The organism is Geoglobus acetivorans (assembly GCF_039641995.1).
Taxonomy (GTDB): domain Archaea; phylum Halobacteriota; class Archaeoglobi; order Archaeoglobales; family Archaeoglobaceae; genus Geoglobus; species Geoglobus acetivorans.
The window spans coordinates 530458-544707 of record NZ_CP087714.1; the positions used below are offsets into that span (position 1 = coordinate 530458).

The 14250-nt window shown below is 47.6% G+C and carries 13 protein-coding genes; 9 read left to right on the forward strand and 4 right to left on the reverse strand.

Annotated elements, in window-relative coordinates:
* Positions 1-213 precede the first annotated feature (213 nt).
* Positions 214-2154, reverse strand: coding sequence for an acetate--CoA ligase (locus LPQ35_RS03140; protein ID WP_346297681.1), 1941 nt, complete (start codon positions 2152-2154; stop codon positions 214-216).
* A 119-nt stretch (positions 2155-2273) separates the two neighbouring features.
* Between LPQ35_RS03140 and LPQ35_RS03145 the strand changes: the two genes are divergently transcribed.
* Entirely contained in the window at positions 2274-2492 is a 219-nt protein-coding gene (locus LPQ35_RS03145) for a pyruvate carboxylase subunit B (RefSeq protein ID WP_193805999.1), read from the forward strand.
* Between the two features lie 15 nt (positions 2493-2507).
* Positions 2508-3062: a GMP synthase subunit A gene (locus tag LPQ35_RS03150; protein WP_193805998.1), complete on the forward strand. Its 555-nt coding sequence runs from the start codon at positions 2508-2510 to the stop codon at positions 3060-3062.
* 3 nt (positions 3063-3065) lie between these two features.
* On the opposite strand, the gene amrS is transcribed toward LPQ35_RS03150, so the two are convergent.
* The gene (amrS, locus tag LPQ35_RS03155) at positions 3066-4067 is read right to left on the reverse strand and encodes an AmmeMemoRadiSam system radical SAM enzyme (RefSeq protein WP_193805997.1); all 1002 of its coding nucleotides are present in this window, start codon (positions 4065-4067) and stop codon (positions 3066-3068) included.
* Between the two features lie 3 nt (positions 4068-4070).
* Positions 4071-5681, reverse strand: coding sequence for an ATP-binding protein (locus LPQ35_RS03160; RefSeq protein WP_193805995.1), 1611 nt, complete (start codon positions 5679-5681; stop codon positions 4071-4073).
* A gap of 138 nt (positions 5682-5819) precedes the next feature.
* Here LPQ35_RS03160 and surE point away from each other — a divergent pair, with 138 nt between their 5' ends.
* The 5 genes from surE to LPQ35_RS03185 all read left to right on the forward strand — a co-directional run bounded on the left by surE (position 5820) and on the right by LPQ35_RS03185 (position 10910).
* Positions 5820-6593 (forward strand): 5'/3'-nucleotidase SurE, encoded by a 774-nt coding sequence (gene surE / locus LPQ35_RS03165; protein ID WP_193805994.1) that lies wholly within the window; start codon positions 5820-5822, stop codon positions 6591-6593.
* The gene (rpiA, locus tag LPQ35_RS03170) at positions 6586-7254 is read left to right on the forward strand and encodes a ribose-5-phosphate isomerase RpiA (protein WP_193805993.1); all 669 of its coding nucleotides are present in this window, start codon (positions 6586-6588) and stop codon (positions 7252-7254) included. Before surE ends, rpiA begins: the two co-directional genes overlap by 8 nt.
* Before the next feature lie 103 nt (positions 7255-7357).
* Complete coding sequence (locus tag LPQ35_RS03175) at positions 7358-8581, forward strand: DUF4143 domain-containing protein (protein WP_193805992.1); 1224 nt, start codon at positions 7358-7360, stop codon at positions 8579-8581.
* Positions 8582-8643: 62 nt separating this feature from the next.
* Positions 8644-10632, forward strand: coding sequence for a methionine--tRNA ligase (gene metG, locus LPQ35_RS03180; RefSeq protein ID WP_193805991.1), 1989 nt, complete (start codon positions 8644-8646; stop codon positions 10630-10632).
* Positions 10629-10910: a hypothetical protein gene (locus LPQ35_RS03185; protein WP_193805989.1), complete on the forward strand. Its 282-nt coding sequence runs from the start codon at positions 10629-10631 to the stop codon at positions 10908-10910. The genes metG and LPQ35_RS03185 overlap by 4 nt, the downstream gene beginning before the upstream one ends.
* On the opposite strand, the gene LPQ35_RS03190 is transcribed toward LPQ35_RS03185, so the two are convergent.
* A complete protein-coding gene (locus tag LPQ35_RS03190) occupies positions 10891-11217 on the reverse strand; it encodes a dihydroneopterin aldolase family protein (RefSeq protein ID WP_193805988.1) in 327 nt (108 codons plus the stop codon). The genes LPQ35_RS03185 and LPQ35_RS03190 overlap by 20 nt on opposite strands.
* A 40-nt stretch (positions 11218-11257) precedes the next feature.
* Here LPQ35_RS03190 and LPQ35_RS03195 point away from each other — a divergent pair, with 40 nt between their 5' ends.
* Together LPQ35_RS03195 and LPQ35_RS03200 are read left to right on the forward strand one after the other, a co-directional pair.
* Positions 11258-12610 carry a bifunctional hydroxymethylpyrimidine kinase/phosphomethylpyrimidine kinase gene (locus LPQ35_RS03195; RefSeq protein ID WP_346297682.1) on the forward strand — a complete coding sequence of 451 codons (1353 nt, stop codon included), beginning with the start codon at positions 11258-11260 and terminating at the stop codon, positions 12608-12610.
* 100 nt (positions 12611-12710) lie between these two features.
* A complete protein-coding gene (locus tag LPQ35_RS03200; protein WP_193805986.1) occupies positions 12711-14147 on the forward strand; it encodes a pyruvate carboxylase subunit B in 1437 nt (478 codons plus the stop codon).
* Positions 14148-14250 lie beyond the last annotated feature (103 nt).

Genomic DNA, 14250 nt, shown 5'->3' on the forward strand with positions numbered 1-14250 from the left:
GCTCTCTCCTTACGAGGCGCCTGAATAATCTGATGACCTCAGGAATATTTATTCCTGCAGACACAATGTGCAGGCACCACATCCTTGGCATGAATATGGCTTTAACATTTCAGCCGACTTCAGGTTGCTCCCGTGGAGAAATTGTGTGGTCTTTTTGCACAGGGTACCGCTCTTTAATTCAGTAACATCATGAATAAAAAATGGGTGAAAAATTCAGAGCTTCGTTAACTTCGCAACAGCATCTCTAATCTCATCGACCGATGCAACCTCTTCTATTGTTGACAGATCTCCAAGGTCCTCGCCTGTGAAGAGCCTCTTCATGACTCTTCTCATGATCTTTCCACTTCTCGTCTTCGGAAGCATGTTGACAAACTGAATGTCCCTGAAAACGACAATTGGGCCCATTGTTTTTCTCACATGCTGAATCAGCTCTTTCTTAAGATCATCTCCTGGTTCGTAGCCGGGTTTAAGCACGACAAATGCGGCTGCAACCTCTCCTCTGACCTCATCTGGCACACCAACAACTCCTGCCTCAGCTACTGCAGGATGAGAGATGAGTGCATTCTCAACCTCAATGGTTCCAATTCTGTGACCTGCAATCTTTATAACCTCATCAGCTCTGCCTGCGAACCATATATATCCATCCTCGTCGAGGTAGGCGGCATCTCCACTTCTGTATCCCTTTATCACTCCGTTCCAGTACGAGTCAACATACCTTTCGAAGCTGTCCCACAGGGTTGGTGTAAGTCCCGGGAAGGGTCTTTCGAGGTAAAGGACTCCTTTCTCGTTCGGTCCCAGCACCTTCTCTTCAGCCTCGTCAACTATCAGTGGAATAACTCCGGGCATTGGCAGTCCAGCAGACCCGGGCTTGATGACATCCGTAACACTGTCACCCATGAGGCCGTATGGGTATCCGAATATCGGTGCTCCTGTTTCAGTCTGCCACATGTGATCTATAATTGGTATTCTTTCCTCGAACAGGTCTCGGTAAAGCCACTCCCACACATCCGGGTTCAGAACCTCTCCTGCACATATTACTCTCGAAACCGAGCTTAGGTCGTAATCTTTTGCAACCTCAACCCCCTGCTTCCTGAGGAACCTTGCCCCGGTTGGGGACGTCCAGATGAGAGTTGCTCTGTTCCTCTCGATCACTTCATACCAGATCCCGGGCTTCGGGTAATCGGGAGTCCCATCGAACAGTATGACCGAAGCTCCGGCCAGCAGAGGACCGAAAACCATGTAGCTCTGCCCGACTATCCACCCGATATCCGAGGTGTTGAATATTATGTCATCCGGCTGCAATCCGTAAACCCATTTGGCTCCGAAGTAGTTCCATATCTGGTAGCCTCCGTGGACATGGACGACGGGCTTTGGCTTTGCTGTTGTTCCGGATGTGGGCATGACGAATATCGGGTCAGTTGCATCCATCTCAACGTAATCTGCACTCTGGCCATCGCCCAGCTTCAGGAAGTCTTCGAGAAGGATGTCTCTGTTATCGTCAAGATGAAGCTCCTGATCCGGCATCATTCTTTTTATAACTACCTTTTCGACTCCTCTGCTAACCTCTTCAGGAGCTATTTTCAGAGCCTCGTCTACGTTCTCCTTCAGATTTATGATTTTGCCTCTTCTAACTGAATAGTCCTGCGTGAGAATTATTTTCGGAGATGTGAGTTCAATTCTGTCAGCCACAGCGTTTGGCGAGAACCCTGCGAATACTGTGACTGAGATCGCTCCAATTCTTGCCACAGCGAGGAGCATGGCTGCTCCTTCGATTGAGTTGGGTATGTAGAGCAGAACCCTGTCTCCCTTGTTCACTCCTGCCCCTCTGAGCGCTTTCGCATACTTCTTCACCATGTCATAGAGCTGGTTGTAGGTTACGGAATACGAGATTCCAAATTCCGGGTTTTCGTAGATGTATGCCACCTTGTTTCCGTACCTTTTCAGCTTGTAGTCTAAGCAGCTGTAGCTTATGTTTGTCTTTCCTCCCGCAAACCAGCTGAATTTTGGATAGTCCCATTCAAATACCCTGTCCCATTTTTTAAACCAGTGTATGTCCTGAGAGGCCTCTTCAGCCTTTTTATTCCAGAATTCTTCAGGATTGTCCCGAGCAAGCTTCCACATCTCCTTGAATTCCTTTAATCCCTCATCCCCCATCTTTTCAACCTCCTTTTTTCGGGGTAAAGGTAAAATTGATGATATATATCTTTTATGATTTTTCATTTGAAAAAATAAGGGAAGGTTTATCAAGCTGTGCCGGGTAAAAATGGGCTGGAATGAGTGTGTACAACGATCTCAAAAAATCGCTGGAAAAGTACTTTGAGGACGTCAGGGAAGGGAGTTTCAGCTACAAAAGAATCGAATGGGAACTGGATAACCTGATCTATCCGTACATCGGTAACTTTCTTGCCACCGGTGACCTGAGCAGGGAGGAGGCAAGGGAACTTTTCAGATACTGCGAGGAGAGGCTGAAGGAATTCAGGGAAGATTTATAAATCTGCCATCAAACTATGGCCGTGAAAATCTATGTGGTTTACAACCTCGGACAGTACAACCACCTGATTTATCGAATGCTGAGGGACCTGGAGGTCGAGACGAAGCTGATCGAGAACAGCACACCGCCCGAAGAAATCGACGCTGACGGGCTTGTTATAGGTGGCGGACCGAGCATGGAAAAATCTGGAAGAAGTGCGGATTATGTCAGAGAACTGAGTATCCCCATTCTCGGCATCTGTCTCGGGCATCAGATAATAGCAAGCGTTTTTGGAGGCAGGGTTGACCGGGGAGATGTTGGGGGATATGCTGAAAATGAGGTAAGTATCCTTGAGGAGGATGAACTTTTCGTCGGCTTTCCGGAAAAGATCAGGGTATGGGAGAGCCACATGGATGAGGTTAAGGTTTTGCCCGAAAACTTCGAGCTTCTGGCCACCTCCGGTATATGCGAGGTTGAAGCGATGAAGCATAAAAATAGGCCAATTTACGGTGTTCAGTGGCATCCTGAGGTTTATCACAGCGAATACGGTGAGGAGCTTTACAGCAATTTCATTGAGATCTGCAAAAGATAACCTCTATTTTAAAACAATGTTCTGTCTGTAACCACAGTTCGGACATTTATCTCCTTTCAGATTTATTTCTCTTACGTAGAAACCTTCTCTCGCGATGAGCAATTCCCCGCAGCTTGGACAGTACGTGTTCTCGTATCTGTGACCCCAGACGTTGCCTGCATATATGTATTCCAGTCCCTCCTCCCTCGCTATGCTGACCGCTCTTTCAATTGTTTCAACGGGCGTTGGAGGGACATCAAGCATCTGAAAATCTGGGTGGAATCGGGAGAAATGCACGGGGATTCTGGGATTGAGGTCGGAAACCCATCTTGCGAATTCTCTTATCTCTTTTTCATCATCGTTGTGGCCGGGGATGGTCAGGTAGGTTATTTCGATGAACACTCCCTTATCGCTGAGATGTTCGACACACTCGATAACTCTGCTGAGTCTGGCTTTGCAGATTTTTCTGTAAAACTCCTCGTTGAATGCCTTAACGTCCACATTTACTGCATCGAGAACATCGAACTGTTCAACCGCCTCGTGGCTCATGTAGCCGTTTGAGACGTACGTGATGTAGTATCCTTTTTTCTTTGCAATCCTGCTCGCGTCCAAGGCAAACTCGTGCATTATGGCTGGTTCGTTGTACGTCCAGCTTATGCCGTCTGCTCCGTAGCCTTCTGCGAGTCTGGAAACCTCTTCCGGCGTCAGCTCTTTGAGATAGGGGAAGCTGAGATCGGCAAAGCTAATCTCATAGTTCTGACAGTGTCTGCACCTGAAGTTGCAGCTCACGCTGCCAAGGGACAGCGCCTTTGAGCCGGGCATGAAGTTGTGAAATGGCTTTTTTTCAATGGGGTCAAGGTGGATCGAGGATATCAGGCCGTAATTGTGAACTTCAAGTCTTCCGGATCTGTTTTTCCTTACCCTGCAGATCCCCCACTGCCCCTCTTTCAGGATGCAGTAATGCATGCAGGTTTTGCATTTAACGCTTCCATTCAGTTTTTCGTGGAGGTATGACTCGACGATCATTTACTAATTGTTGTCCTGAACACTTTTCAGTTTTATGGTGAAGACCGTCCCGCTCGGCTCGTTCGTGTGGACCGACACAGAACCTCCATACTTCTCAATCAGCTTTTTAACGATGAAAAGCCCGATTCCCTGACCGGATGAGGTGGTGAAACCCTCATCAAATATTCTGTCTCTTATTTCTTCCGGTATTCCGACCCCGTAGTCTATGGTTCTGATGGTTACTTCCCCGTTTTCATGCAGAACTTCGAATTTCATTCTATCCGTTTTACCATGCTTTACGGCATTGCTTATGAGATTCTCGAAGACGGAGTATATTCCAAAATCCGCCATTACCCGCGCGTCGCCATATATGCTCCACTTTATGTCGTAGTTCTGCATAACTGATGCGATAACCTCCGAAATCCGGAATGACGAAAAATCTCTGCTGGATATTGTCTGTTCGACCTCCTTCATTTTTCTTATCATGTTCACGGCCTTATCAACTCTTTCGACTATACGGGGGCAGTATTCGCAGGCCTGATTTTCCATTGCAAGCTCTGCAAAGCCCCTTATCACTGAGAGGTCATTTATCAGATCATGCCTGAGAGCTTTATTCACGATGCGGAGGTTCTCGCTCAGACCCTCTATCCTTTTGTTGTTGTGCTCAATGACATTGAGGGCGCTGTTTATGGAGTCTGCGAGGACTCTGATTTCGTCATCTCCGGAAAGCTTTACTCTCTCCCCCGTTTTGAAACCCCTTCTGCTTATGTTCTCCATGAAGTTCTTGAGGACCTCAAGTCTTTTCAGGAAGGTCCTGTCTATGATCTGAGTCAGGGCAACTATGGTTACTAGCAGTATTGCTCCCGAAGCTAAGAGACCGTACTGGTAGCTCTGGACGATCAGCGGATCGATGTCGTTTATGTAAGCCAGCCTGAAATAGCCAATCATGTTGTTTTTCGGATCGTAGACGGGATAAAATATGCTCACTTCACCATTTTTTTCGACCCTCTCCCGCTGGAATTCCAGTATGTCCACATCGAGGACGGATTTTGTGTACTCTATGTCGCTATCGGTAAATTTTCTTAGAACGGTTGTGTAGCCTTTGTAGCTTCCATTCTCGTAAACCGGGACTGAATACAGCATGTAGAGACCATTATCATAGAAAAATCCCTTCAGAGGGATGGTATAGGCTTTTGCCAGGGATGCGATATCTCTGAAAGTGCTGTTGGGTATGCTGTCTGAAAATAGCGGGTTGCCCACGACTCTCAAAATATTCCCGTTTCTGTCGAAGAAGATTATGTATGAGTATTCATGACTTCTGGCAATCTCTGAGAGGTCGACATTCTGGTTGATTGCGTGGTAATATACCTCGGCGAGGTCTTTGAACTCCCTGTCAAAAATGGTTTCAAGTGATTTTCTGTCGTTTTCCAGCCACCTGGTGTAGAAATCGTCAGAATTTGACTTGAGCAGGTATGCGACAAGAGAGGCTATGAGTATGAAATAGATCAGGAATGCGACAGCAATTATTACGCTGAGTCTGGTTTTTATTTTCATATTTTTCACCGGACCCGCAATGTACGGGTGCGCCGTCCCGTACTCGCCAATATTATTATACTCATCATATACGGATTTCAATTATTATCTATGCAAGAATTGAATATAATTTTTTTGTTAACGTTGTTTAATTCACCGTAAAAAATAAAATTCTATCGATATCATTGGTCGTGTGTGAGGAGATAGTAATATATAGCTGCTGAAATTACCCCACACTCAATGAAAATTCTTCTAACTAACGACGATGGACTTTACTCTCCCGGGCTGAAAGCGAGTTACCGGGCGTTGAGTAAATTCGGGGAAGTCTATGCTGTAACTCCTGCTGTTCAGAAAAGTGGAGTTGGTAGAAGCATCTCCATAATGGAACCGATAAGGGTGAGCGAGGTGAAAATAGATGGCATTAAGATTTATGCCGTTGACGGCACACCAACCGACGCAGTCATAATCGGCATTCATGAAATCATCGGAGACATTCCGGATCTCACTGTTTCGGGTATAAATCTGGGTGAAAATCTTTCGACTGAAGCTGTCACAACTTCTGGGACTGTTGGGGCAGCTTTGGAGGCCGCCACTCAGGGAAGTAAGGCGATGGCAGTAAGCTTGGAGATGAGAGATGCTTTCAAATTTGAGTCATTTTTCGCTCCTGTGGATTTCTCGAATGCCAGCATGGTGCTTGAGAAGCTTGCGAAGATGGTGCTGGAGAAGGGTTTGCCTGAAGGTGTGGATCTGCTGAACGTGAACGTGCCTGAAAGGTGGAACGGCAGATACAGGTTTACAAAGCTTGCAAGGAGGCTTTACCGGACAAGAATTGACGTCAGGTTCGACCCAAGGGGCAGGAAATATTACTGGATTGATGGTGAAGAGGAGGAAGATGCGGAGGAGGGAACGGACCTGAATGCAATAAGGAAAGGTTACGTTTCGATAACGCCCCTGACCCTTGACATGACCTCGAGAATTGATTTTGGCGAGCTTGAGAGGTGGTTCGATGATTGAGAAGGTTAACTGCGCTAAAAAGGCGATTGAGTTTATTGAGGACGGGATGGTGATTGGTCTTGGAAGCGGAACGACAGTCAGGGTTTTTGTAGAGATGCTGGCTGAAAAGGTGAGGGAGGGACTGGATGTTGCCGTGATCCCCTCTTCAATTGATTCCCACATGCTTGCTGCGGAGCGCGGGTTAACTGTGATGAGTCTGCTCGAGTGTCCCGAACCCGATCTGTGCGTGGATGGAGCGGATCAGGTTGACAGTGAATTCAACCTTATAAAGGGCGGAGGGGGAGCCTTAACCAGGGAGAAGATTGTTGCTTCAGCTTCCAAGAAATTCTACGTGATTGTTGACGAGTCCAAGATGGTTGAAAGGCTGAACATGCCGGTGCCGGTCGAGATTCTGGAATTTGCCTACGGATTCGTGAATCGGAAGATCGGCGAGATGGGATATGCACTCAAACTTAGAGAGGGTAAGGGCAAGCTCAGGCCCGTAATTTCAGACAACGGTAATTTAATCGCTGATGTTGATGCCGGAGTAATTGAAAACCCGGAAGATCTTGAGAGAGAGCTGAAAATTCCGGGAATTGTAGAGAACGGGATATTTTTAGCAGAAATGGTGAATGGGGTAATCGTCGGGAAAAAGGATGGTGCGGAAGTGCTGAAGAGGTAAGTTTTTCTGTTTTTTACAAATTTTGAGAGAACCTCAGGAGTTTCTCTACGGTGTTGAATTCCAATCGAAAATGCATAAATATCCCAAAGTAACTCTATTATTTATGGAGTATTATCCAAGAATAATTGAGTTAGAAATGGAGAAGTGGCTGAAAAGAAGAGAAGTCATCCTTCTAAAAGGTCCGAGGCAGGCGGGGAAAACGACACTTTTCGTGCATCTGATGGAAAAACTGAATGGTGATTACGTTACGCTTGAGGATGAGGAAATGCTCAGGGCATTTGAGAAGAATCCAAAGATGTTTGTGAAAAGATTCGGAAAAACTCTTTTCATAGACGAGGCTCAGTACTGCAAAAAAGCTGGAAAGGTAATAAAGCTCCTTTTTGACCTGTATCCGGATTTGAAGCTTTTCGTAACCGGCTCCGGATCATTCGATATAAAAGTTGAGGTTGGCAAATATCTTGTCGGCAGGGCAGTATACTTCGAGCTTTTTCCCCTGAATTTCGAGGAATTCCTGATCTGGAAGGCAAAGGATCTGGTGGGGATTTTCAGAGAGTACCGGAAAATGCTATTTGATTTCATTCGCGGAGAGGATGTACATCCTGAAACATCCTTTGAAAGCGAATTTGGAGAGTTGCTCGGTGAATATGTTGTTTTCGGAGGCTTTCCAGCAGTCGTCAAGGAGGAGGATTATCAGATAAAGAAGGCGTTATTGAAGAACCTTTACAAAACTTACTTAGAAAAGGACGTCTTCTTCTTCCTGAACGTCCGCCATCTCGAAAAATTCAGAGACTTAATGAAGGCGCTGAGCTTTATGACCGGTGATATGCTCCGGTATTCGAGTCTGAGTTCTGATCTGAAAATGGATTACAAGACGCTGGAGAACTACATCAGCATTCTGGTCAACACGTATGTCATAGAACTTGTTCCACCGTTCCACAGAAACCTCGTTACCGAGATAAAAAAGGCGAAGAAAGTTTACTTTGTGGACACCGGATTGAGAAACGCCATACTGGGCGACTTCTCGCCGCTGGCTCAGAGGACGGATAAAGGTAAACTTCTCGAAAATTTTGTGGTCAATGAGATCAAAAAGTACGGGGAGGTCAGATACTGGAGGACAACGGGAAAGGCTGAGGTGGACTTTGTTCTGAATTTTGAGGGCAGAATCGTTCCCGTGGAGGTCAAGTCTTTTGGGAAAGTTAGAAGGAGCTTTCTGAGCTTTCTCAGCACATACAGACCAGAGAGGGCAGTGGTTTTCACAGAAAACGATTCTGGCGTGAAGAGGGTTGGAAGCACGGACGTTTTATTTGTTCCCCACTGGTTTGTGTGATGCCTGTGGACAAGCTTGGAAAATGAAAAAGTAAATTAAACCCCTTAAATCTTTCCACAACCATGAAACTTGTGACATGTGGTCTGCCTTACGCTAACGGAAAAGCCCACATAGGTCATCTGAGGACTTATATTCCTGCTGACGTGTATGTGAGGTATCAGAGGCTTAAAGGAGAAGATGTCGTTTTTGTTTGCGGAAGCGACAGTCATGGAACTCCGATCGTTGTCAATGCCGAACAGCAGGGATTGAGTCCGGGAGAGCTTGTTGATGTTTATCATGAACACTTTCAGAAGATTTTCAAGGCTCTTGATGTGGAGTTCGATTACTACGGCAGGACTGACAGCGATTACCATCACGAGAGGACAAGGGAAATCGTGAGAACCCTCCTGGATAACGGTTATATCTATCCCAAGGAAATTGAGCTGGCATACTGTCCGAAATGCGACAGATTTCTGCCTGACAGGTACGTGGAGGGGATATGCCCCTACTGCGGGGCTGTTGCAAGGGGTGATGAGTGCGATCAGGGGTGCGGGAGGCACCTTGAGCCTGGGGAAATCCTTCAGCCAAAATGCAAGATTTGCGGCACATCAGCGGTTTTCAAAAAGCAGAAGCACTATTATTTCAGGCTCACAGCCTTCTCAGACTTTCTAAAGGACTTCATTGTGAATCTCAAAGGAACAGAAAACGCCCTGAACTATGCAAGGGAGTGGATTAACAAGGAGCTGAAGGACTGGTGCATAACGAGAAACCTTGAGTGGGGAGTGAGGTTTCCGGGCGACGAGAATCTGGTCGTTTACGTGTGGGTTGATGCACCCATTGGCTACATAAGCTTCACTGAAAAGGCATGCGAAAAACTCGGAAAGGACTGGAAGGAGATATGGATTGACGGCAAGGCTGAGATCGTGCATTTCATCGGGCTGGACATCGTTTACCACCACTGCATATTCTGGCCTGCGATGCTGAAAGGTGCCGGATATGCCCTGCCCAGCGCTGTAATCGCCAGCGGGATGGTCAAGGTTGAGGGCAAGAAGTTCTCAAAGAGCAGAGGGTATGTGGTCTGGGTGGAGGAGGATTACCTTGCCTCAGGCCTGAGCCCCGATTATCTGAGATACTATATCGTCAATTACACCTCTCATCAGAAAGATCTGAACTTCTCCTGGCATGTTTTCAGGGACAAGGTGAACAACGAGCTGATCGCAACTCTTGGAAACTTCATTTACAGGGTTCTGCACTTTGCCTGGAAGAACTTCGGCGAGGTCAGGATGAACGAGCTGGATGGGGACGTTCTGGAGCAGATAAGGCTTGCTACGGAGAAAATAAAGAAAGCCATTGATGAGTGGGAGTTCAAAGAGGCAAGCGATGCTTTCATGGAGCTTGCAGGGTTTGGTAACGTTTACTTCCAGACTTCAAAGCCCTGGGAACTCGTTAAGGAGGATAAAGATGAAGCGGAGAGGGTCATTGCCTCCGCACTCGCAATAGTGCGGGCTCTGGCAGTTCTCGCATATCCTGTCCTGCCGAGAGCAATGGGCAAGGTGGCCGAGAGCATAGGGCTTGACCTCGATAACGTCAGGCTTGACTCGGTTTTCGAGATTCCTGAGGTAATAAATGTGAAGAAACCAAGAGCACCATTTACCAAAATCGATGACGGGATGATCGAGGAGCTTGAAAAAAGGATGCTCGAAAGGATCAGCGGTAAAGGCGGTGAAGGAAACAAAGAGGCAGATGAAGAAAGGGTTGGCATTGAGGAGTTTGCAAAGCTGGACATAAGGGTGGGCAGAATCCTGAAGGCCGAGAGAATCAAGGGCAGTAAAAAACTGATGAGGCTCGAGGTCGATATCGGCAGCGAGGTCAGGCAGATTGTTGCGGGGATTGCTGAAAACTATAGCGAGGATGAGCTGAAAGACAGGCTTGTGGTGGTGCTTGCCAACATAAAGCCAGCAAAGCTCATGGGTGTCGAGAGCAACGGCATGGTTCTTGCGGCAGATGTTAACGGAAAGGCTGTGCTGCTTGAGCCGGAAAAACCCGTGGAACCGGGGGCGAAGGTGAAATGAGGCTGAAGGCAAGCATCGACGACTTCAGAAAATGGCTTGAGGAGAGAGGTTACAGGCAGAGGCTGGGAGACAGTGGTCTGAATGCTTATCTCGAGTCTGGTTTTCCAGCACTCTTTTTCAGCAACTCCCAGCTTCTTTATGCCTTCATCTACTCTAATCTTGGATTTGAGTCAGAGAGGGTGAACGAAAGAATAAGGTTTGAGCTGGCCAGGAGAATAAATGCCATATTTCTCGAAAAGGACTACATGGAGATAGAGTTCAGCGAACCAGCTTCATGAGCGGGTAGTTCCTTTCCTCATCCCATTCCAGTACAGCCTCAACCTCAACCTCGCTGATTCTAACTTTTACCCTCGCCCTCAGCATTTCTGGGCTTAGCGAGCAGTATCCGAAACCCGAAAGTTTGGCTTCGAGCTTTTTCCTGTCTATGCTGACCTCCGCCTCAGCGACGTAGGGTTGAAGCTTCATGCAGCTTTCCATCGCTCTTGCGAGAATTTCAGCGTTATCGTGGCTGACCGGAGCGCCAATGAACTGGTGAAAGAGGGCTCCGAGCTTTATCCCCGCCTCGAACGCAGCAATCTCTTTCATGCAGGAAAATGTTATCTTCTCCTTTTCACATTTTCGCTGTATGCGGTATGTCAGAGTGGCAATATCAATTGCAGGAAGCGATTCGATTGGAGGGGCAGGAATTCAGGCTGATCTGAAAACTTTCTCTGCTTTTGGTGTGTATGGGACAACTGCAATAACTGCCATAACTGCCCAGAACACCTTTGGAGTTAGTAACTCGCTTGTGCTTCCAGGAAAGCTTGTTTACGATCAGATCCGGGCTGTGGCTGAGGATTCAGGTATCGATGCCGGAAAAACAGGGATGCTGGGAAATGGGGAAGTTATCAGGAGCGTGGCCGAGGCTGTGAGGGAATACGGGTTCCCGCTTGTCGTGGATCCGGTGATGGCTGCAAAGAGCGGGGCGAGTTTGCTTGAGAAGGGTGCGATAGATATGCTGAAGAGAAAGCTTATTCCTGAAAGCCTGTGCGTAACGCCCAATCTCGATGAGGTGAGCATTCTTGCTGAAAGGGAGGTCAGGAATGTTGATGAGATGGTGGACGCTGCGGAATTCATCAGCGGTGAATTTGGGTGTGAGGCTGTGCTGGTCAAGGGTGGACATCTGAATTCTCCCGTAGCAAAAGACGTTCTCTATTACAGAGGAAAAATTTACGAGTTTGAGGGTTACCGGGTTGAAGGCTGTTATCACGGCACCGGATGTTCTCTCTCTGCGGGCATTGCAGCGGGCATGGCTCTTGGCCTGGATCTGGTTAATGCGGTGGAGAAGGCGAAAAAGATGATTGATCTCGGTATAAGATACCCTGTAAAAGCGGGAAGGGAATGCGATTCAGTCAACCCTATGGCCATTATGGAGAGAAAATCACTGGCCTTCGAGATGCTCGGTGAGATGAGACAGGCAGTTGAAAGGCTTTCGAGGGTAGAAAATGCTGCCAAAGTCATCCCTGAGGTTGGGATGAACATTGCGTATGCAATGCCCTTCAGATATCTCAAAAGCGTGAATGACGTTCTCTCTCTGGATGGGAGAATTGTCAGGGGTAAGAACAGGCTTATTGTCCCAGATAATTTCGAATTTGGTGCTTCAAGGCATCTTTCGAGAGCTTTGATTGCTTACATGCAGCATTTTCCGGAATACAGAGCGGTGGTGAACGTGAAGTACGATGAAGAACTGATCGAGAGGCTCAGGAACGCAGGTCTGAAGCTGGCCAGCTATGATCGAAGAGATGAGCCGGTGGAGATAAAGATGCGGGAAGGGGCAACAATCCCATGGGGGATACAGACTGCAATCGAGAACTCGGGTGGAAGACCTGACGTGATCTATCATCTCGGGGATACCGGAAAAGAACCGATGATCCTGATTTTTGCAAAAAGCCCCGTGGAGCTTGTTGAGCTGCTTGAAGCTGTTCTGGAGGAGTATTAAGCCGTATTAATGTTTAATACTCTTTATTATCAAAATTTTTTGTAACAAATCGCAAAAGTTAATAATTACGCTCTGCGAAACTCACGTGGAGGTAAGGAATATGACGCAGGAAGTTAAGATTATTGATCTGTCTCTGAGAGATGGACACCAGTCGCTTGCGGCGACAAGGATGAGAACAAGGGATATGATCCCTATTCTCGAGCTCGTTGATGAGGCAGGCTTCTACAGCATAGAGATGTGGGGAGGAGCTACATTCGACGTCATGCATCGATTTCTGAACGAGAATCCCTGGGAGAGGATCAGGACGGTGAGGAAGTACGTTAAGGACACGCACTGTCAGATGCTTTTGAGAGGGCAGAATCTCGTTGGCTACAGACATTATTCTGACGATGTTGTTGATAAATTCGTTCAGAAGGCGGTTGAGAACGGAATCTCGTTCTTCAGGATATTTGACGCCCTGAACGATGTCAGAAACCTTGAAACTTCAATAAAGGCCGCCAAAAAGTACGGGGCGGAGCATGTTCAGGGATCGATCTGCTACGTGATTTCACCTGTCCACACCCTCGAAAAGTATGTTGAGACTGCCAAAGAGCTTGCTGAGCTTGAGGTCGATTCGATAGTGATCAAGGACATGGCGGGAATGCTGTCCCCGAAAGCGATTTACGACCTCGTGAAGGCTTTGAAGAAGGAGGTTGGTCTGCCTGTTAACGTGCACTCACATTACACGAGCGGAATGGGGACAATGACCATGCTGAAGGCTGCTGAGGCTGGAGCGGACATGATCGACACGGCAATGTCTCCGTGGGCCTGCGGGACCTCTCATCCCCCAACGGAATCCCTCGTTTACGCTCTTGAGGAGCTCGGGTTCAAAACGGGAGTCAACATGGACGTTCTCATGGAAATGAGAAAACACCTGCTCGAGCTGAGGGAAAAGTATGCAGGCTATATAAAGATGCTTTCAACGATTCCGGACACGAGGGTACTGAAGTATCAGATCCCTGGTGGGATGTTCTCGAACATGCTCTCCCAGCTCGAGGAGCAGAATGCCCTTGACAGGCTTGAAGAGGTCCTTGAAGAGGTGCCGAGAGTTCAGGCAGACCTCGGCTATCCGCCCCTCGTTACCCCAACGAGCCAGATTGTTGGTGTGCAGGCCGTTCTGAATGTTCTTTTCGGCAGGTACAAGATGGTTACCAAGGAAACCAAGGATCTCGTGAGGGGCATGTACGGAAGGACACCCGCACCGATAAGCGAGGAGATAATCAAACTGATACTCGGGGATGAGAAACCCATCACCTCAAGGCCGGCCGATTTACTTGAACCGGAGTTTGAAAAGAGGAGGCAGGAGCTGGTCGAGGCAGGGATTGAGAATCCGAGCGACGAGGATGTGCTGGTATACACGCTCTTCCCCGTAACCGGGCTGAAGTTCCTGAAAGGAGAGATCAGCGAGGAGGCGTTCCCGGCTCCGGCAGGTGAGGTTAAGGGAGAGTACGAGGTCGAGATTGAGGGAAGGAAGTACAGGGTGAAAATCGGAGAGTAGTACTTTTTTCCCATATTTTTGAATTCCTGCCAGTTGCTTCATGCGTTTTCTGTGTTAAATTTTAACCGGAAAAATTTATTTAATGCCCTGCTGTTTGAAGGCA